The 19,822-nt window shown below is 63.1% G+C and carries 16 protein-coding genes; 5 read left to right on the top strand and 11 right to left on the bottom strand.

Going from position 1 to position 19,822, the window contains the following annotated elements; all coding sequences use genetic code 11:
- Nucleotides 1-254 precede the first annotated feature (254 nt).
- The 4 genes from B5F94_RS02020 (at nucleotide 255) to B5F94_RS02005 (ending at nucleotide 5,770) form a co-directional block, all read left to right on the top strand.
- Nucleotides 255-1,445: a pyridoxal phosphate-dependent aminotransferase gene (locus B5F94_RS02020; RefSeq protein WP_087327200.1), complete on the top strand. Its 1,191-nt coding sequence runs from the start codon at nucleotides 255-257 to the stop codon at nucleotides 1,443-1,445.
- Between the two features lie 165 nt (nucleotides 1,446-1,610).
- Complete coding sequence (locus B5F94_RS02015; RefSeq protein WP_087327197.1) at nucleotides 1,611-2,939, top strand: Mur ligase family protein; 1,329 nt, start codon at nucleotides 1,611-1,613, stop codon at nucleotides 2,937-2,939.
- A 12-nt stretch (nucleotides 2,940-2,951) separates the two neighbouring features.
- Entirely contained in the window at nucleotides 2,952-3,689 is a 738-nt protein-coding gene (locus B5F94_RS02010) for a hypothetical protein (RefSeq protein ID WP_087327194.1), read from the top strand.
- 206 nt (nucleotides 3,690-3,895) lie between these two features.
- A complete protein-coding gene (locus B5F94_RS02005; protein ID WP_087327191.1) occupies nucleotides 3,896-5,770 on the top strand; it encodes a WG repeat-containing protein in 1,875 nt (624 codons plus the stop codon).
- A gap of 41 nt (nucleotides 5,771-5,811) precedes the next feature.
- Here B5F94_RS02005 and B5F94_RS02000 read toward each other — a convergent pair whose 3' ends face one another.
- The 11 genes from B5F94_RS02000 to purB form a co-directional block, all read right to left on the bottom strand.
- On the bottom strand, nucleotides 5,812-6,843 hold the full coding sequence (locus B5F94_RS02000) for a tyrosine recombinase XerC (RefSeq protein ID WP_087327186.1): 1,032 nt from the start codon (nucleotides 6,841-6,843) through the stop codon (nucleotides 5,812-5,814).
- Nucleotides 6,844-7,124: 281 nt separating this feature from the next.
- Nucleotides 7,125-7,655: a tyrosine-type recombinase/integrase gene (locus B5F94_RS16105; RefSeq protein ID WP_158100239.1), complete on the bottom strand. Its 531-nt coding sequence runs from the start codon at nucleotides 7,653-7,655 to the stop codon at nucleotides 7,125-7,127.
- Nucleotides 7,656-7,747: 92 nt separating this feature from the next.
- Nucleotides 7,748-8,749 (bottom strand): rolling circle replication-associated protein, encoded by a 1,002-nt coding sequence (locus B5F94_RS16380; RefSeq protein WP_158100238.1) that lies wholly within the window; start codon nucleotides 8,747-8,749, stop codon nucleotides 7,748-7,750.
- Between the two features lie 1,313 nt (nucleotides 8,750-10,062).
- Complete coding sequence (locus B5F94_RS01990) at nucleotides 10,063-10,743, bottom strand: ATP-binding protein (protein WP_087327183.1); 681 nt, start codon at nucleotides 10,741-10,743, stop codon at nucleotides 10,063-10,065.
- The gene (locus tag B5F94_RS01985) at nucleotides 10,743-11,225 is read right to left on the bottom strand and encodes a replication initiator protein A (RefSeq protein ID WP_158100237.1); all 483 of its coding nucleotides are present in this window, start codon (nucleotides 11,223-11,225) and stop codon (nucleotides 10,743-10,745) included. Before B5F94_RS01985 ends, B5F94_RS01990 begins: the two co-directional genes overlap by 1 nt.
- A 115-nt stretch (nucleotides 11,226-11,340) precedes the next feature.
- The gene (locus B5F94_RS01980; protein WP_087327177.1) at nucleotides 11,341-12,987 is read right to left on the bottom strand and encodes an acyl-CoA dehydratase activase; all 1,647 of its coding nucleotides are present in this window, start codon (nucleotides 12,985-12,987) and stop codon (nucleotides 11,341-11,343) included.
- Nucleotides 12,984-14,264, bottom strand: coding sequence for a 2-hydroxyacyl-CoA dehydratase subunit D (locus B5F94_RS01975; RefSeq protein WP_087327173.1), 1,281 nt, complete (start codon nucleotides 14,262-14,264; stop codon nucleotides 12,984-12,986). Before B5F94_RS01975 ends, B5F94_RS01980 begins: the two co-directional genes overlap by 4 nt.
- 44 nt (nucleotides 14,265-14,308) lie before the next feature.
- On the bottom strand, nucleotides 14,309-15,211 hold the full coding sequence (locus B5F94_RS01970) for a DNA/RNA non-specific endonuclease (RefSeq protein WP_087327170.1): 903 nt from the start codon (nucleotides 15,209-15,211) through the stop codon (nucleotides 14,309-14,311).
- The gene (locus B5F94_RS01965) at nucleotides 15,208-15,618 is read right to left on the bottom strand and encodes a hypothetical protein (protein ID WP_087327167.1); all 411 of its coding nucleotides are present in this window, start codon (nucleotides 15,616-15,618) and stop codon (nucleotides 15,208-15,210) included. Before B5F94_RS01965 ends, B5F94_RS01970 begins: the two co-directional genes overlap by 4 nt.
- A 67-nt stretch (nucleotides 15,619-15,685) precedes the next feature.
- On the bottom strand, nucleotides 15,686-16,669 hold the full coding sequence (locus tag B5F94_RS01960) for an ATP-dependent 6-phosphofructokinase (RefSeq protein WP_087327165.1): 984 nt from the start codon (nucleotides 16,667-16,669) through the stop codon (nucleotides 15,686-15,688).
- 36 nt (nucleotides 16,670-16,705) lie between these two features.
- Entirely contained in the window at nucleotides 16,706-18,145 is a 1,440-nt protein-coding gene (gene purB / locus B5F94_RS01955; RefSeq protein ID WP_087327163.1) for an adenylosuccinate lyase, read from the bottom strand.
- A gap of 151 nt (nucleotides 18,146-18,296) precedes the next feature.
- Between purB and pap the strand changes: the two genes are divergently transcribed.
- On the top strand, nucleotides 18,297-19,775 hold the full coding sequence (pap, locus tag B5F94_RS01950) for a polyphosphate:AMP phosphotransferase (RefSeq protein WP_087327160.1): 1,479 nt from the start codon (nucleotides 18,297-18,299) through the stop codon (nucleotides 19,773-19,775).
- The last annotated feature ends 47 nt before the right edge of the window (nucleotides 19,776-19,822 follow it).

The raw sequence follows: 19,822 nt of genomic DNA, 5'->3' as shown, positions 1-19,822 counted from the left end.
CAAGTAACAGTCCTTACGCAGCTGGCAGACCGTATTACGCGTTGCACGCGTCCGCGAGGAACAGAGGGCTATGCCCGCATAGTGACAACCACCAGCTTCGCTGGTGGTTGTGTTCATTGCTGACCGGCAGTCCATTTTGCATTTTGAGGTTTGTGCTCATTCAAAAACCCGGAAGTTTTTCAAATAAGGACTTGCAATTCTGCAAGTCGACGCATATAATATGTCAAGAAAACGGATACAAGGGAGAGATTCCATTGAAAGAGCTGTCCAGGATCGCGGAGGCCGTCCAGGCGTCCACCACCATGGCCATTGACGCCATGTTCAAGCAGATGAAGGCCGACGGCATCGACGTCATCGGTTTCGGCGCCGGTGAGCCCGACTTTGATACCCCCGACGCCATCAAGGAGGCGGGCATTGCCGCCATCCGGAACAATGTGACCCGCTACACCCCCGCAGCCGGTACCGTGGAGCTGCGTCAGGCGGTGTGCGACCGCATGAAGGCCGACTACGGCCTGGACTACAAGCCCGCCCAGGTGGTGGTGAGCAGCGGCGCCAAGCACCTGGTGTACCTGGCTCTGCGGGCCATCGTCAACCCCGGCGACGAGGTCATCCTGCCCGCGCCCTACTGGGTGAGCTACATTGAACTCATCAAGATGGTGGGCGGCGTGCCCGTGGTGGTCACCGCCACCGAGGACGAGCACTTCAAGCTCACCGCCGACAAGCTGGAGGGGGCCATCACCGACAAGACCAAGGCCATCATCCTCAACAACCCCTCCAACCCCACCGGCATGATGTACAGCAGGGAGGAGCTGGAGGCTCTGGAGGCGGTGTGTGCCAAGGCCGACCTGTACGTCATCTCCGACGAGATCTACGCCTGCCTGGTGTACGACGGCCGGGAGTTCACCAGCTTCGCCTCCCTCAGCGAGGACGCCAAGGAGCGCACCATCCTCATCAACGGCGTTTCCAAGGCCTACGCCATGACCGGCTGGCGCATCGGCTACGCCTGCGCCAACGCCAAGATCGCCAAGATCATGGCCAACTACGTCAGCCACTCCACCGGCTCCCCGGTGGCCATCTCCCAGAAGGCCTCCGCCGCCGCCCTCAGCGGTCCCCAGGATGAGGTGCTCACCATGAAGAAGGCCTTTGAGGAGCGCCGCAACTTCATCGTCAAGGAGATGAACGCCATCCCCGGCGTCAGCTGCATCATGCCTGAGGGCGCCTTCTATGTGATGATGAACCTGAACGAGCTCATCGGCAAGACCATCCACGGGGTGGAGATCACCAACGACGATGTGTTTGCCGACGCCTTCCTGAAGTACGGCCTGGTGGCCGTGGTGCCCGGCTCCGGTTTCGGCGCGCCCAATTTCGTCCGCTGGTCCTACGCCACCTCCATGGACAACATCAGGGAGGGCCTGGCCCGTCTGAAGAAGTTCCTGGCGGAGTAAGTTCCGCCCTGTGAAAAGAGACCGCCGATGGCGGTCTCTTTTTTATCCGCCCGGCGGGGAATGGGGGAATGACAAAATCCCCGCCAATCCGCCTCAGGCCGTTGACTTCCTGCCATAGGGGTGGATATAATATAAAATACGCATTTAACAAGGAGTGAACTGTCCATGAGAATGATGCTGGCCATCATTTTGTGCAAGATCCTGCGCTTCGTGGGCAAGCTGGTGGGGAAGGGCAGCAGCCTGCCCGGCCAATTTGCCTTAAAACTGTGCCCCGACGTGCTGCGGCGGGTGAAGCTGCCCTCCTACGTCATCGCCGTCACCGGCTCCAACGGCAAAACCTCCACCGTGGAGATGATCGCCTCGGTGCTGCGTGCGGCGGGGAAGGACGTGGTGTACAACGCCGAGGGCTCCAACCAGATCGAGGGTGTCACCACACTCATCCTCACCCACTGCACCCTGGGCGGGAAGATGAAGGGGGACGTGCTGCTGCTGGAGAGCGACGAGCGCTACGCCCGCTACAGCTTCAAGTGGTTCCATCCCACCCACTTCGTCATCACCAACCTGTACCGGGATCAGCTCACCCGCAACGGCCATCCCGAGTGGGTGTATGACGCCATCCTGCCCGCCATCCACGACGATACCACCCTGGTGCTCAACGCCGACGATCCCCTGGTGTCCTGCTTCGCCCAGGGCCACGACAAGGTGAAGTGGTTCGGCCTGGAGGCCTGGGAGGGGGCTACCAAGGAGCATCACGGGGTCTATGACGACGGCGCCCGGTGTCCGGTGTGTAAAGGGAAAATGGAGTACACCCTTTACCACTACAATCAGGTGGGCCATTACCGCTGTACCGCCTGCGGCCACCACCGCCACGATCCCGACTTTGCCGCCACCGGCCTGGACCTGAAGGAGGGCAAGCTGGTGCTGGACGGGGATACCGAGATTGCCCTCAGCTTCCGCAGCATCTACAACGTGTACAACATCCTGGCGGCCTGGTCCCTGTGCCGGCTGTGCGGGGTGGACAAGGCCACCATCGCCAGTGTGCTGGGCAGCTACATCCTGAAGAACGGCCGGATGGTCACCTTCACTCTGGGCAAGCACCACGGCACCCTGCTCACCAGCAAGCATGAGAACTCGGTGGCCTACGACACCAACCTGCGGTATATCAAGGACACCGGCAAGGACTGCTCGGTACTGGTCATCGTGGACGCCATCAGCCGCAAATACTTCACCGGCGAGACCAGCTGGCTGTGGGACATCGACTTCGATCAGCTGGCTGCTCCCCATGTCAAGCGTGTGGTGCTGTGCGGCAAGTATGTCAACGACCTGGCCCTGCGGTTTGACTGCTCGGCGGTACCTCAGGACAAGATCACCTGCCTGGACACCGTGGCCCAGGCGGCGGAGCTGCTGGAGCAGGACGGGGAAGAGGACCTGTATGTGGTCACCTGCTTCTCCGACCGGGACAAGCTGCTGGGCCGGGTCCAGCGGACGGAATAAGGAGGGGTGGACATGAACATCAAACTGCTGCATCTCTACCCCGAGGCCATGAGCCTGTACGGGGAGTACGCCAATCTCACCCTGCTGGGTCGCTATCTCACCTGGCGGGGCGCTGAGGTGGAAGTCAAGGCCGTGGGCTGTGACGAGGCCCCCGACTTTACCGGGGCTGACCTCATTTACATGGGGGCTGGCACCGAGCGCACCCAGAAGGCCGCCCTGGGCTGGCTGACGCCCTATAAAGACGCCCTGAAAGAGGCGGTGGAGGGTTCTCTGGTGCTCTTCACCGGCAACGCCATGGAGCTGCTGGGGGATTCCATCACCGACCAGAAGGGGACGGTGTATGAGGGCCTGGGCTTTGGGGGCTTTGCCACCGTGGAGACCGACAAGCGGGTGCCCCACGACGCCATCGCCAAGACCGACCTGTTCCCGGAGCCGGTGGTGGGCTTTATGAACAAGTGCTCCCACACCAGCGGGGTAGAGACCCCGATCTTTGAGGCCATGACCATGGGCATGGGCAATGAGAAGGAGGGGGGCCCCGAGGGCTTCCGCCAGGGTAACGTGGTGGGTACCCACATCACCGGGCCGGTGCTGGTGAAGAATCCGGCCTTCCTGGCCTGGATTGCGGAGCGCATCCTGTTCAACCGGGGGGAGACCCTGCCGGTACCGGCGGACAAGCCGGACTGGCTGATCCATGCCGAAAAGGCCTACCAGGTGACACTGGAGGAGCTGTCCGCGCTGGCGAACAAGTGAAGAGAGAAAAAATGGCCGCCATTTGGCGGCCATTTTTTTGTTTCTGAAAGTCCTGGGGCGGGGGTTATCCCTGCCCGACGTCCATTGCCTGGGCACGGGTAGAATCGGGGCTAAATCCTTGACCGGGCACAGGGGATGGGTTATGATGGAGACAGAGGAAGAAAAGACCGTGTTATGCGATCAAACTTGGGGCAGGGAGGGATACGATGAAATTCAACAAACGGATACCGTTATTTGCTCTGGCTGCACTTCTTTTAGCCACTTGCTCGATTTTTCCTTCGGCAAAAGCAGTGGGCAGTGAAGTAGATTATGTCCAAGTGGATATGGGGCCTGACCCGGCATATGGTATTGCCTATGATGATTTTTCAACAAGAAACAGCGCCCTACCTCTGCTCAGAGTAGAAGGCGGTGTCGAAATCGGTGGGTATGTGTACCCGAAGAATATATACATGAATTACAGCAATCAATGGGGAGAGTGGCTGTTCCCTTTGGAGCGTTGCTGGACAGCGGGCGCCTTCTCTGAAGGGTGGGCTTTTGTGAAGACTGAGCGTATCTGCGGTTATGTAGATCAGACTGGCGCTCTCGTGCTGCCCCTTCCCTCTGAAATTAACGGCGGCGAATTTCATGAGGGCATTGCCACTATTTTTAACTTTGAAGGCAGACCATTAAGGGTCATCGACACCGAGGGAAAAACTGTGTTTACCTGCGACCAATTTTCTGAAATAGGATCGTTTTACAACGGTGTAGCGGTGGCGCGTGATCTAATGGGAAAGTACGGCCTGATTGACAAGACCGGCGTATGGATTGTGGCTCCTCAGTACGACTATATGAGTGATCCCCGGGGCAACACAGTCATTGTTAATTTGGGTGATTATGATGGCGTGATCGATTTGGAAGGAAACGAGATCATCCCCTGTACATATGATGACATTTCCTATCAGGATTCCTATACAGATGGTGTGTGCACCAGTGACGAGCATCCGTTGTTTATCCTGTCTACGGAGTATAAAGAGGGACTGGCAGACGAGAACGGGACAATCCTGATTCAGCCGCAGGAACGGTTTGAGCTTACCGATGCTTTTTACAACGGTGTGTGCAGCGCCATCTATTATCCGTACAAGGATAAGCCTATACCACTGGATGATCCGATCCCAAAGGGGCTGGTAGACCTCTCCGGCCAGGAACTTACAGGTCCCGTTTATGAAGAGACTCTCCCTTGCTCAGAAGGGCTGATCCCCGTAAGAGAACTAGGGAAAGATCAGTGGAAATTCGTCAATACACAGGGACAGACGGAATTGATTCTTCCGCAAGACGTTCAGGTCATCAGAGGCTTTCAGCAGGAGCTGGCGCAAGTCGCTTTACCAAACGGGGAGAGCTATTTAATGGATCGCCAGGGCGAGATGGTTTTTGGGCCGTTGCCGCTATCCTATAGCGCATATTACGTCAATATCATAGAATTTTCTGATGGAGTAGCTTGGGGCGATGAAGTCAACAATAAAATGAATTTGATTTTTGATCCCCGCCTGAGGGATTATACCAGCCCCTGGGCGGAGGGGGAGATGAAGCAGGCCAAGGCAGAGGGATTGGTGACGGAGAGTAACGACAGCTATTTCACCTTCCGCATCACCCGGCGGCGGTTTGCAGAGCTGGCGGCCAATCTGGTGGAACAGGTGACCGGCCAGACCATTACCCCGGCGGCGGAGGAAACCTTTACCGACACCGACGATCTGTGGGTCCGCAAGGCTGCCGCGATTGGACTGGTGAACGGCCTGGGCGACGGCAGCCGCTTCAGCCCCAATGGCTACATCAGCCGGGAACAGCTAGCCACCATGCTGTACCGCGCCGTCCGGTACATAGAGTCTCAAACCGGTACAACTATACTGACGGAGCAGGGCAGCCTGTCTGGCTATACCGACGCCGCCCAGGTCTCTCCCTGGGCACAGGAGGCCATGGCCGCGCTCCATGCCGCCGGTATTTTGAAGGGCACCTCCGGCACCACCTTGTCGCCCAAGGACACCACCACCGTGGAGCAGGGGATTCTGCTGGCCCTGCGGGCCTATGAAATGGCAGCGGGGGAATAGGCAGATTTGACTCAAAAAAGGATAGGGGCGTATTTGCGCCCCTATCCTTCATTATTTTCATCCTTTTTACTCTTTTTTCGCGCCTTTCCAAGTGGATTGGCCTTGGCGGCGGCACGGAGATTCTCGTTGTCCACGTGGGTATAGATTTGAGTCGTGTTCAGGTTCTCGTGGCCCAGCACCTCCTGCAAGGTCCGCACATCCACGCCGTTTTGCAGCATCAGGGTGGCGGCGGTGTGGCGCAGCTTGTGGCTGGAGTAGAGAGACGGGTCCAGGCCCGCCTTCAGCAGCCGCTGTTTTACCATATAATGGACAGCCGCCGTGGTCATGCGGGTGTGGGAGCGGGTGAGGAAGAGGGCGTTTTTGTCCGCCGCCGCCTGGTTGTTCCGTTCCTCCAGCCAGTCGTCCAGCGCCTCCCGGCAGGCTTCGTTGAGGAAAATCATCCGTTCTTTGTTGCCTTTGCCCAGCACACGGAGCTGTTCCTGCCGGACATCGGTCAAGTTAAGACCGACTAACTCTGAAATTCGCAGCCCGCAGTTGAGAAACAGGATCAAAATGCAGTAATCTCTGGCCCGGTTAGGCTCGTCCACGGCCTCCAGCAGCATGATGGACTCGTCCAGGGACAGATACCGGGGCAGGGATTTCTTCAGCCGGGGGGAATCCAGGTCCTGCATGGGGTTTTCACCGATCAGTTTGGCCTTGCTGGAGAGATACTTATAAAAGGAGCGGATGGCGGCGATCTTGCGGGCCCGGGCGGAGGGTTCCAGGCCGTAGCCGGAGGTGGGGCTGTTGGCGTGCTTGACCCGGTCACGGCTGAGGTAGCTCATGTAGCTGTACACGTCACTGAGATTCACCGAACGGGCCAGATCCAGATCCAGGTCGCCGATGTCGATCTGATCCAGCGGCGTGGTCCGGGGCACACGGCCTTTTTCCATTTTGATGTAGCGAAAGAAGTTGCGCAGATCCAGATAGTATTCGTCCACGGTTTTCTTGGAGTGGCCCTGAATGGTCTCGTGGTAGACCAGGAAGTTGCGGAGCAGCTCAGGAGCGGTCAATTTGTAGTCATTATGGTCCATGGGGGCTTTCCCCCTCCTCTCAACTCAACAAAATTTTTATTTTGTTGAGTTCGTAGTTTAAATTCATAGCCGCCCCCTCTCGGGGCCGGCTTCTTCAAGGACTGAACTTCCGCGGGCGGTATCGACCCGCCCGCCAACAAAATAGCCGTTTTGTTGAGCGCAAGGCTGCCTGGTGCGGGAGCCCGGAGCGATCCGCAGCATATCCGTCACGTTGGCACCTCCTCTCAACGGAGCCAGCATACCACAGGCGAGGCCGGTGTGTCAACTGGGAATTGACAATGTCACCAGACGGTGATGCCGCCGCGCCCGGTCTTTGCCTTGCCCTTGGCGGTCATGAGCCGGTCGGCCATGGCGTAGATCATGGTGGTGGCACAGCTGCCGTGGTTGAGCGCCCGGCGCACCCGGTCCAGGTCGCCGTACTTGCGCAGCAGCTCCACGGCGTAGACCTTGCGGAAGCTGTGGGGCCCCACGTTCTGGACCAGGCGGAACGCCTTGGCGGCCCGCTTCACGTCAGCCCATACGGCCTGCCGGGTCCTGGGCTTGGCCGGGTTGCGGCCCGGAAAGGCCCAGACCTCCCCGGCCTGGGCCTTGATGTCGCGCAGCAGGCCCGCAGGCAGGCCCACCTGCCTGCGCTTGCCTGTCTTGCGCTCCACCACCCAGAAGTGGGGCGCAAGCTGCTGCGTCCGTAGGGCCAGCACGTCCCCCACCCGCAGGCCGGTGTGTAAACAGACCCGGCAGACCAGCCGGTTTGACGGCGTGAGGGCGGCCAGAACGTGGCCCACCTCCCGCTCCAACAGGTATCCTGTCCTCATGCATCCTCCCTTCTGCCCCCCGGATTCCGGGGGGCACTTTGCCGCCCCGCCCCGCCTGGGCCCTCTGGGCCCCAGGCTTTGGGCGGTCGGCTTCACTTTCCGAAAATTGTCAACTGCTCCTGATTCTCGAACTGATGTTCGGGCGCTTTGGTCCGCCGCCCAGCGCTCCGCGCACAGGCGGACATAGCCCACACAGCTGTGGACGGCGCACTGACCCCACCAGGGGCAGCGCAGCGCAGGTCCCATCCCTGCCACTGTGGTTCCTCCTCTCTTGCCACTGGCCGGGTCCGGACCAGGACGAAGGACAGCCCGGCCTCCGGCACGTCGAAGTGGTGGACCCCGCCCTCCGGGGCCAGGTCCACCGCCTCCCGGATGCTCACGTCGGCGAACTCCACCGCCGGGCGCTGGAGATCGCCTCCGGAGTAGTACCACCGCCCGCCGGGCTTGTCGCCCTGCTTGCCGATGTACTTGCAGACATAGCCCACGGCGGCGTGGTAGTCGCCGTAGAGTTCGATGGCGGTGGTGAAGCCCAGGGACCAGGCGGGGAGGTTGTAGACGGGGTGCCCTTCCCTGTCCCTGTGGCCGCTGTCCACGGCCTTCACCGCGTCGTTGAAGAAGCCGTGGAAGTGGATGGCCCCGTCCTTGTGCCGTTCCGGCACCAGGACGTAGGCCAGGCCGTGGCGGCGCACCTGGTTGTCCAACCAGGTGTTGAGCCGCCGGGTGATGCTGGCCATGTCGTAGCGGTCCACCTTGGCCTGGTCCAGGGTGAGGGTGACGAACCAGCGGAAGGGGTTGGCCAGTGCCAGGTCCCGGACCTGGGCCCTGGCCCGGCGCAGGGAGCGGTCCAGGTTGTCCCGCTCCCTGACCTCCGGGGGTCTCTCGGGAGCCTCCTGGGCCCGCCTGCGGCGAGGCGGGCGCTCCCCGGCCCTCTCCCATCCCTGGGGATGGAAGATGGCCTGATCGCAGACCAGGACCTCCCTGGAGCCGTCGGGATAGGTCTTGACCCTGGCGGTATGACACAGGCCGCCCCGGCCAGAGCCGGACCGAGCCAGCAGCGCCGAAACGCTCATGGGATTCTTGATGAAGTCGTCCATGGGTCTGGTGGGTGACGGAATACTGTCCCTGTATCAAGTAAGGGAGCCCGGCAGCGTGACCGCATGGAGCCGGGTCCTGCCCCCCGTCGAGGGGGGGCGGCCCCGGTTGTTCCGCCGCTGGTGAGCGGCGGAACATCATCGGTATGCTCGGCCTTGGCCCCCCTGCGCTCCGGTCGGCCCGCTGCGGGCCTTGCCCGGCGGCCCGGCCTCCGCTCCGGGCTTGCTCCCGGCCTGGGCCCCTGCGGCCCCCTGGGCCGCGCTGGCCCTGGCTCGGGCCCCCTCCGCTCCCTTTGGGTCGCTGCGGGGGTCGCTTCGGCCTGTCGGCGGGCCGCCTGCGCCCGTCGGCGCGGTCCCGGTGCTCCCCCGGCGGCCCCCGCTGCGGCGTGGGCGGGTCCGGGCGTGGGCGGGCTTGCCTCGCCCCCGCCTCGGCCCCCGGCGTGGGGGTCGTGCGGTCCCCCCTGCGCGCCGCTGCGGGCTCGCTGCGGGGGTGCTCGCCCTTGGGCTGCTCCGGGCGGCCCTTCGCCCCGTCCGCGCCGCGCCGGTGCCCCCTCCCCGGGCCCCTGTCGGGCGGCCCGGCTATCGCCATGGGCCGCCGCGCCTTCCTCCCTCCGGGGGGCGCTGGGGGCGGCCTGCGGCCGCCCTTTGCCGCGCCGCGCCCCCCTCCGTTGGGGTATCAGACCGCGCAGCGGCGGTCAAGGGTCCAGCCAGGCGGCCAGGGGCCGCCCTTGACCGCCTCCCCCGGCCCGATCTTCGGACAGCAAGGGGCGGCGCGGTGGGGCCTGGGTCTTGACAACCTGGAACGTCTGTGCTACCATGGGTGATGCAGGGGCGTCCCGCTCTCCACCGCCAGCCGCAAGGCTGGACGTAGGCCATGGTGGAGGGCGGGCGCTTTCTTTTTGCCCTTCCCCCTCCCGTCCCCCCTCCCGTGGGAGGGGGGAGGCGCAGGGGCATGGGGCCGCGCTGCGGCCCCCGCTCCCGCCACGGGCGGGGACGAAAGAAGGGAGTACGGACCTCTCCGCACTCCCTGTCATCTGCACCTTGCCCCGCCTTGTACTCAACAAAACGGCAGTTTATTTTGTTGAGTTCGTAGTTGAGGTCCGGAGGGGTCCCTCCAGCCGGCCCCGGCCCGGCCTCATACGGCCCGGCTCCGCCGGCGGCTGCTGCAACAAAATAAAAAATGCTGTTGTATGTGTTTTGTTTGTCAGTTCCGAACAGACACGCCCGGTTCAGGCGGGCCGATGTGGGCATCTGCCCCTACGGCGATTGTGGGCCTGTTCGGTTTATGACAACGATACCATCCCGGCGGACCTTTGTCAATCCGCCGGACTGCCGCCGGTCAGCAGCGTCTGCATCCGTTTGATCCGCTCCGCCGTTTTTTCCTGCCGCAGACTGGTTCCGTCAAAGCAAACCGGCACGCACCGCTCCAGCACCCGGTCATGGATGCGGCTATCGTCCCGGTCGGCGTTTTTCAGCTCCTTCAGAGTCAGATTGGTGGTCACCACCATGGGCCGCCCGGACAGATACCGGCGGTTGATGATCTCGTACATCTGTTCCCGGGCGTAGGGCGTCCGGCGCTCCACGCCGAAGTCGTCCAAAATGAGCAGCCCACAGGTGGTCAGCGAGTTCAGATACCGCACCCGCTCCTCGCCGCTCATGCCGAACAACTGTACCAGCGCGTCCCCCAAGGTAATCATCTGCACCACCACCGCCTGCTCTGTCAGGGCGTTGGCAATGCAGGCGGCGGCGTAGGTCTTGCCCGTCCCCGACGGGCCCCAGAACAGCAGGCCCATGTTCTCCCGGCACATCTCGTCCCAGTGCTCCACATACCGCCTGGCCCACGCCAGCTGGGGCACCGCTCCGCAGTCCCGTTCAAAGGTGGCTTGTTTCAGCTCCTGAGCGGATTGGAACATCTGCTCCCGCCGCTTGGCGGCCCACTTGATCCTGCTCTGCTCCAGTGCCTCACGTTTCAGCGCCTCCCGATCCCATGTCTCCATTATAAACTCTCCCCCTCTCTATATTGATAAGAATGGTTGTTTAAGTTCCGTTGTTCCCTCAGGTTGTTAGGGGACGCTTTTCCGCCCTGGTCATGGTCCGGTTTCCGACCGGGTCTTGGTCGGTTTTTCGGCCCGCTCCCGGTCAAAAAAGTGTCCTCGGGCAGGGACAAAAAAATTTGGCTGGCCTCCCCCCTCCTTGGCGTCACCCGCCGGATCAGGCCCGCCTGTTCCAGTTCCTTCAGCCGCTTCTTGACCACTGTGGTTCCCCGCCCCAGCGCCGCCGCCAGCCTGGCGATGGGATAGCGCACATACACCCACCCCTCCTCTGACCACCAGCCGTTCTTCTGGGACAGGGTTGCCCGGTCCAGCAGCAGAGCATAGAGCAGCAGGGCCGTCCCCGACAGATCCAGCTCCAGCAGCGGCCTGGGCAGGGGCAGATAGTTGGTCAGCGCCCCCTCCCTGCCGTAGCGCACCAGCTTCATGGGCCTCCCCCCTTTCACCTGTAGTGTGTTTGGGGGGATTTGTTGTATGTTTTGGTACATCCAGCGGCAAAAAAAGACCTTCCCCACAGGGAAGGTCTTTGAAATAGCTATGAGATTACCCCTCCAGGGCGAAGAGGGCGGCGCCCAGAGCGCCGTTGAGCTGGGCCCGGTCGGAGACGATGAGCTCCACCCCCAGCTCCCGCTGGATGGCCTCCACCACGCCCCGGTTCTTGGACACGCCGCCGGTCATCATATAGTTGGGCTCGCCCCCCAGGCGGCGGCACAGGGCGGCGGTGCGGGAGGCCACCGACTGGTTCAGGCCGTGGATGATGTCACCCCGGTCCTTGTTCTGGGCGATGAGGGACACCACCTCCGACTCGGCAAAGACGGTGCACATGGAGGAAATGGCGATGTCCTCCTTCCACTCCAGCCCGGCCCAGCTCATCTCCTCCATGGACAGCTCCAGGGTGCGGGCCATCAGCTCCAGAAAGCGGCCGGTACCGGCGGCACACTTGTCGTTCATCAGGAAGTTGACCACGTTGCCCTGGTCGTCCAGCCGGATCACCTTGCTGTCCTGGCCGCCGATGTCGATGATGGTGCGGACAGTGGAGTCCAGGAAGTAGGCTCCCTTGGCGTGGCAGGTGATCTCGGTGATGGACTTGTCCCCCATCTGGATGGCGGAGCGGCCGTAGCCGGTGGTGACGGTGGCGGCAATGTCCCCCTCGGTGAGCCCCGCCTGTTTGAGGGCCTGCTCCAGGGCACGCTCCGCGCCCGCCGAGGCCCCCGCCCCGGTGGGCAGGATCACCCCCGCCACCAGCTGGCGGTTGCGGTCCAGAATGGCCACATCCGTGCTGGTGGACCCGCTGTCGATGCCCACATAATACCGTCCGCCGCTCATGGCGTTGCCTCCTTTTTTCGCTGTGGTTTGTGCCGGGACCATGGTCTCGGCAAAGGCCTCCAGCCGGGTACGCAGCTGTCCGCTGCTCCCCGCCGTATAGTCCGACTCCAGCTTGAGCATGGGCACGGTGAGCTCATGGCGCAGGCCGGAGTATTCAAAGCCGTAGTAGTCGCAGAATTTTACCGTGTGGTACACCACACCCTTGAGATGGGGGTCGTTCACCAGCTGCCGCCGCCCGGCGGCGTCGGTCATCCGCATACAGGGGATCTGCTCCAGCAGAGCCCCGGCGTACCAGCCCATCAGGGAATCAAAGTCCCCGCCCTCCGGCGGCGGGGCCACGCTGCGGTTGTGGACGCAGGTGTCGTTGCGTACCGGCAGGGGGAGCGCTTCCTCCATGGCCTCAAAGAGCTTGTCCCCTACCCTGCCTCCCAGCACGCTGAGGTAGGGCTCCGTGGGCCGGTCCAGAGGCTGGAAGGCCGCCCGGAAGGCGGTTTCGTCAAACTTGGCGCCCTTGTAGGCCCCGTAGGCCTTCGCCAGGGCCAGCAGCTCCCCTTTCATCCGGGTTTTGGCGCAGTCGCCCCCGCAGTGGAGCAGGTCCATCAGGTAGAGGAAGTCCAGCTTGCCGTGCTGGAGCAGGATGTCGTACACGCTGCGGATCACGTCGCAGCAGTTGACCAGCACCAGCTCTCGTACCTGCCCGGACAGGCAGGCCTCCAGCACCGCCTTGCCGAAGCCGCACAGGTTGGGATGGCCCAGCTGGTCGCTGAGGGGAAAGGAGTCGGGCATCTGGTCCAGCACCACGCACTCGCCCCCCAGGGCGCGCAAAAGTTCCACCGGGGTGTATTTACAGATATAGTGGGTCATGCCTGTCCCCCCTTTCCCTGCTTGAGCAGCTCCACAAAGGCCTCCATGCGGGTGGCCAGCTGGCCCTCGCCGCCGTGGCTGCGGTCGCAGCCGTCGCCGTCCAGTACCAGGGTGGGGATGCCGGCCCCCTCAAAGGTCTCCTTGGCCAGCTGCGCCCCGCCCAGGGTGTGCTTGCAGCCCCAGTGGCAGAACCACACCGCTCCGTCGGCCTTGAGCTGGCGGGCGGCCTCCACCCCCTTCTCAATGCGCCGGGACACCGGGCCGTTGAAGGCGGAGTACACCACCCGCTGGGCCATGGCCTCATAGGGGTCGGATGAAAAGGTGAGCTGGATGCCCTCAAAGCACATATCGCACCCCACGATCTGCACGTCCCGGTTGAAGTCGGTGACCTGCCGCAGGGGGGCCACCCAGAAGGGTGTGGTGTGGTGCCACAGCAGCCGCACCCCCTCCGCCGGTCCCGCCTGCTCTACATCCTTCAGACACTGGAGGGTGAAGGCCTCGGTTTCCGGGGTGCCCAGCAGGATATGGAGGGCGAAGGCGGCGAACATCTCCCCCGTCATCTCGCAGGGGATGCACTTGTCCGCCTTCAGGGTCATATAGCGGTGGTAGTTGGCAAGGCTCCGGTTGCTGCGGGCCACCGTCTCCTCCAGCGCGGACTGGCTCAGCTTCCGGCCGGTCTGCTGCTCCAGAAAGGCCACCATGTCCCGCAGCTGGTCGGCCACATAGTCCACGGCGCTCTGGTCGGTGCGGTAGGGCACGTCCACCATGAAGTGGGGCACGTCAAAGTACTCCGCCAGCCGCCGGAAGGTGAGCAGATTGGCGTCGCAGGCCAGGGTGGTGGACAGAATGAACCGGGGCTTGGGCATCAGGCCCTTCTCCGCCGCCCCGATGAAGATCTTATGGTAGGAGCAGAAGGTCTCGGGCAGGCCCTCGCTCTCGGCGTAGCGGAGGAAGGCCCCCTCCGCCTGGGTGCCGGACAGGAAGCAGCCGAAGCCCTCGCAGGAGTAGGGGGACAGCCCCAGCACCTGGAGGGGCTCACAGGGCAGAAACAGGCTGACCATGGCCGCCTTGTCCGGGTGGGCCAGGGGCGCGATCATGGAGTTCATGGTCTGGACTGCCACCATCTGGGCGGATTTGGTGGTCAGCTTGCCGGGGGCCAGCTTTAATTGCAGGTTTTTGGCCCGGTAGCCGGTGGTGAGCCATTTCCGGGCCTTTTCCGGGTTTTTGTCGCACAGGGCCTGAATCCAGGCCCCGAAGGATGTGACGATGTCTTTCATGGGAAACCTCGCTTGGGAAGAAATGAATGGGGGCTGGCGCTCCCTCAGGGTTTGCAGATGCCGCAGGGAGCATACCCCTGGTCGATGAGATCCTGCCGGGAGCCGGTGTAGTCCTGGCGGTTGGCATCGCTCATGGAGGCCACCCCGGAGCAGTCAGGGAAATGGAACTTCATGGAGTTGGTGTTGAGGACGTACTGCTGAGACGTCTCCTCCGAGCCGCTGGTGGTCTGAGCGGGCGCGGAGGGCTGGGGTACCTCCTCACCGCCGGCAGCGCTGGCCCCGGTGGCGTAGTCGATGGTAATGCCGGGCTGCACGTTGTAGGCGTACACGCAGAAGGTGACCCCTTCCCCGCTGTCCTCCACGCTGTAGGCCTCCATCAGCACCCCGGAGGCCACCAGGTTGTCCCCCTCAAAGACAGGGGTCACCCGGTAGAGCACATGGTTGTCGGTCTCCTTCACATAGTCGGCCACCATGTTCTCAAAGGGCAGCATCCCGTCCGCGTTCATGTACCGGGTGCCGGTGATGAGGTTCTTCTCGTTGGCGTTCTCACCGGTGAGCTGGAAGCCGATCAGGTGGCAGCGGTTGTAGAGGTACTGCCCGTCATACTCCACGTTGATCCAGCCGCTGGGCTTCACCGAGCTGATGCTCTCCCGGTCCTCGGTGGGCATGAGATCGGACCCCACGCAGGCGTAAGCCACCCCGCAGCGGCCCAGCGCGTCCAGGTCGCTGTAGGACTCAAAGGAGTTGGTGGTGTAGTCCTCCTCTGTAAAGTAAGGAACATTGTCATTGACCGCCACATAGGGAGCGCCGCTGTAATCGGGCAGGCTGGTCAGGTCGTAAGAAGCGGCGGGGGCGGAACTGGGGACAGGTTCATTCCCTTTACAACCACTGAGGGTCAAGGCACACAGCAGAGTCAGCGCCAGCAGAGCGGCAGAAATTCGTTTCATTTGGTGTAGACCTCCTTGGTCAGGGTTTTGTGGGAGGAGCCGGAAAAGTCGGTGGTGGAGACCAGCCGGAACCCTGCCGCCGCCGGGTCAAAATCCAGATACTGGTCTGCGGGATAGGTCCGATTCCATCTGTAAAGGAGAATCCCCTCCGCCCTGTCCAGCACCTGGGCCAGAGGGGGAAACTCGGCAAAGCAGACCTCGCCCGGGCCCGCCCGGAGCAGAAAGTCCTCCGCCGGGCACAGGTTTGCAGGGGCGGGATCGAACTGTTTGGCGGTGTAGGGGCTCACCCACAGAGGGCTCTCCCCCGCCGCCTTCAGTAAATCGGCCCGCAGCAGCCGGTCCATGCTCTGCCGGCGGCCGTTGAAGGCCATGCCGTTTTTGTCGTCCAGGCACAGTGCCAGGATCATGGCGGTCCCTCCTTCCAAAAAGGCAGAGAGCGGAGCCCCGCTCCGCTCTCCGTTTCTGTGGGTTGGCTTACTGCACGCCGGTGAGGGCGCGCATGACAGTGTAGGTCTGCTGATCCAGACCCTTCTTCATCTGCAGGGCCTCGTGGATGTCGTAGTCCACATAGGACTCGCCGTCCATGGCCACCACCCGGCAGGTCTTGCCCTCGGCCAGCAGCCGCACGGCCTCATAGCCCATGTAGGTGGCCGCCACCCGGTCCCGGAGGGAGGGCGCGCCGCCCCGCTGGACGTGGCCCAGGATGGTGACGCGGGTGTCCAGAGAGGTGGCCTCGTGGATGTGCTGGGCGATGTCGTAGGCGCCGCCCTTCACGCCCTCGGCCACGATGATCATGAAATGGGTGCGGCCCGCCAGCCGGGCCCGGCGGATGGGCTCGATCAGGTCCTCCTCGTAGTTGACCACCTGCTCGGGCACCACCACGGCGGTGGCGCCGCAGGCCACGCCCACGTTGAGGGCCACATGGCCGGCGTGGCGGCCCATGACCTCCACCACGGAGCAGCGCTCATGGGACTGCATGGTGTCCCGCAGCTTGTCGATGGACTCCAGGGCGGTGTTGCAGGCGGTGTCAAAACCGATGGTGTAAGTAGAGCAGGCGATGTCGTTGTCGATGGTGCCGGGGATGCCGATGACGCTCAGGCCCTTGTCGGCCAGGGTGAGCAGGCCCCGGAAGGTACCGTCGCCGCCGATGCCAACCAGGGCGTCCAGACCCAGCAGCTTGCAGGTGGCAGCCGCCCGCTCCCGGCCCACCTCGGACTTGAAGTCCTCGCTGCGGGCGGAGTAGAGCATGGTGCCGCCCCGGCGGGACAGGCCGCTGACGCTGTCAAAGTCCAGGGGAACAAAGTCGCCGTTGATGAGGCCGTGATAGCCACGGCGGATGCCGATACACTCAATACCCATATGGATGGCGGTACGAACCACCGAACGGATGGCTGCGTTCATGCCGGGGGCGTCGCCGCCGCTGGTAAATACGCCGATACGCCGAACTGCCTTTTCCATGACAATTTCCTCCTTAAATTCCCGTTTGGTCCCTGTTTATACCTTCAATTCCGCGGTCTTGCCCTCCAGGGCGTGGGGATAGCGCTCCAGCACCGGCTCCACCTCTTCCTTGAGGAACTCCTCCACCTGCTCCGGGCAGCGGCCGATGTAGCGGCTGGGCTCCAGATGGGCGGTAAGCTCCTCCCGGCTGAGCATGGAGAAGGCCGGATCGGCAGCAATGAGGTCGATCAGGTTGTTGGACAGGCCCAGGTCCTTCACGTTGGCGCCGGCCTGCTGGCTGAGGACGCGGATACGCTCGTGGAGGTCCTGCCGGTTGCCGCCCTTCTTGACGGCGTCCATCATGATGTTCTCGCTGGCCATGAAGGGCAGCTCCTCCAGCACGTGCTTCTCGATGACTTTCTCATGGACCACCAGGCCGTCGGCCACGTTGGCCCAGATGTTGAGGATGGCGTCCACCGCCAGGAAGGCCTCGGGCACGCTGAGGCGCTTGTTGGCGGAGTCGTCCAGGGTGCGCTCGAACCACTGGCTGGCGGCGGTAATGGCGGGGTTGACCGCGTCGGCCATGACGTACCGGGCCAGGGCGCAGATGCGCTCGCAGCGCATTGGGTTGCGCTTGTAGGGCATGGCGGAGGAACCGATCTGGTTCTTCTCAAAGGGCTCCTCCACCTCCTTCAGGTGGCAGAGCAGCCGCAGGTCGGTGGCGAACTTGCTGGCGGACTGGGCAATGCCGGACAGGGTGGAAACCACCTGATAGTCCACCTTCCGGGAGTAGGTCTGGCCGGACACGGCGGCGGTGGCCTCAAAGCCCATCTCGGCGGCGATCTTGCGGTCCAGCTCACGGCACTTGGCGTGGTCGCCGTCGAAGAGCTCCAGGAAGGAGGCCTGGGTGCCGGTGGTGCCCTTGCAGCCCAGCAGCTTCAGGTTGGCGATGCGGTACTCCACGTCGGCCAGATCCAGCAGCAGCTCGTTCATCCACAGGGTGGCCCGCTTGCCCACGGTGACCAGCTGGGCGGGCTGGAAGTGGGTGAAGCCCAGGGTGGGCAGGGCCTTGTGCTGCCGGGCAAACCTGGCCAGCTTGTCCAGCACCCGCACCAGCTCATCCCGGATCAGGCACAGGCCCTCCCGCATGAGGATCACGTCGGTGTTGTCGCCCACATAGCAGCTGGTGGCGCCCAGGTGGATGATGGGCATGGCCTTGGGGCAGGCCTCGCCGTAGGTGTGGACGTGGGCCATCACGTCGTGGCGCAGCTTCTTTTCGTACTGGGCGGCCTTGTCGTAGTCAATGTCGGTGAGGTGAGCCTCCAGTTCGGCCACCTGCTCCGCAGTCACCGGCAGGCCCAGCTCCATCTCGGCCCGGGCCAGGGCGACCCACAGCCGCCGCCAGGTGGAGAACTTCTTGTCCGGGGAGAAAATATACTGCATCTGGTCGCTGGCGTAGCGGGAAGAGAGGGGACTTTCATAACGGGCGTGATCCATGCAAAAAACCTCTTTTTCGTAAAATCGACTCTACATAGTATACTATAAAACCGCCGCCGCCACAAGAAAAACTTCCTGGGGCGGTAAGGCTTGTCAGCGGCGGTATTCGGGTGTAAACTGAGGACAAAACCACACGAAGGAGGCACAAGCCATGCTCAGTGACTTTGCGTTTCACACCGAGCGGCGGACCCAGGCCGAGTGCAAGGCCCTGCTGAAGGCCCGCAGGACCCAGCTGGCGGGCTTGCAGCAGCGGCTGCAGCAGGCGGGCCTGCCGGTGATCGTGCTGCTGGAGGGCTGGAGCGCCGCGGGCAAGGGCCGCACCATTCAGTCCCTCATCCGGGAGCTGGACCCCCGGTTCTTCAAGGTGATCAGCGTCAATTCCCCCACCGAGACCGAGAAGCGCTGGCCCTTCCTCAAGCGCCACTTTGAGACCATCCCCGCCCAGGGCAAGGTGCTCTTTCTGGACACCGGCTGGATGGAGGAGACTGTCCGGGCCTATTTGCACGGGGAGCTGTCGGAGGAGGAGTACCAGGCCCGGCTGGAGAGCATCAACATCTTTGAGCGGCAGCTGGCCGCCGGAGGCTATCTTCTGGTGAAGCTCTTCCTCCACATCGACGCCCAGAGCCAGAAGGAGCGGCTGGACGGCCTGGCCGCCGACAAGGACACCGCCTGGCGGTGTACCGAGGCCGACCGGCGGCAGAACAGGAACTACCAGAAGCACCTGGCGGTCTTTGACGGCTACCTGGCCGCCACCGACAAGCCCTGGGCCCCCTGGAAGATCATCGACAGCACCCAGGCCGTCCAGGCCAACCTGGCGGCGGCGGACTGGCTCCACGACCAGATCTGCGCCGCTCTGGAGGCCCGCCCCGTCCCCGTCCACCCCTCCTATCAGTGGCCTCTGGCCCCCACCCTGCCCCTGGCTCAGGTGGACCTGGACAAGGCGCTGGAGGAGAAGGACTACCGCAAGCAGCTGAAAAAGTGCCGCAAGAAGCTGGCCGCCCTCCACAACGAGCTCTACCGGAAGAAGGTGCCGGTGGTGGTGGTGTACGAGGGCTGGGACGCCGCCGGCAAGGGGGGCAACATCAAGCGGCTGGCCTCCGCCCTGGACCCCCGGGGGTATGAGGTCCTCCCCATCGCCGCCCCCACCAAGGACGAGCTGGCCCGCCACTACCTGTGGCGGTTCTGGACCCGGCTGCCCAAGACGGGGCACATCGCCATCTTTGACCGCAGCTGGTACGGCCGGGTGATGGTGGAGCGGCTGGAGGGCTTCTGCACCACCGACGACTGGCAGCGGGCCTTTGACGAGATCAACGAGTTCGAGCAGGAACTGGTGAGCTCCGGCATGGTGGTCATCAAGTTCTGGGTGCAGATCGACAAGGACACCCAGCTGGAGCGGTTCAATGAGCGGCAGGCCGACCCGGCCAAGCAGTGGAAGATCACCGAGGAGGACTGGCGCAACCGGGACAAGTGGGATGCCTACGAGGTGGCGGTGAACGAGATGCTCCAGCGCACCAGCACCACCTTCGCCCCCTGGCACATCCTGGAGTCGGTGGACAAGAAATACGCCCGCATCAAGGCCATGAAGATCGTCATTGAGGCCCTGGAGCGGGCTCTGGAGCAGCCTTCATAAGGGCGGGGTTTATCCCCGCCCTCTTTTTTGTACTTATGGTTGACAAC

The sequence above is a fragment of the Flavonifractor sp. An4 genome, assembly GCF_002161755.1.
Taxonomy (GTDB): Bacteria; Bacillota; Clostridia; order Oscillospirales; family Oscillospiraceae; genus Flavonifractor; species Flavonifractor avicola.
Note: the sequence above shows the minus strand (reverse complement) of the source record. Positions and strands in the feature narration are given on the sequence as shown.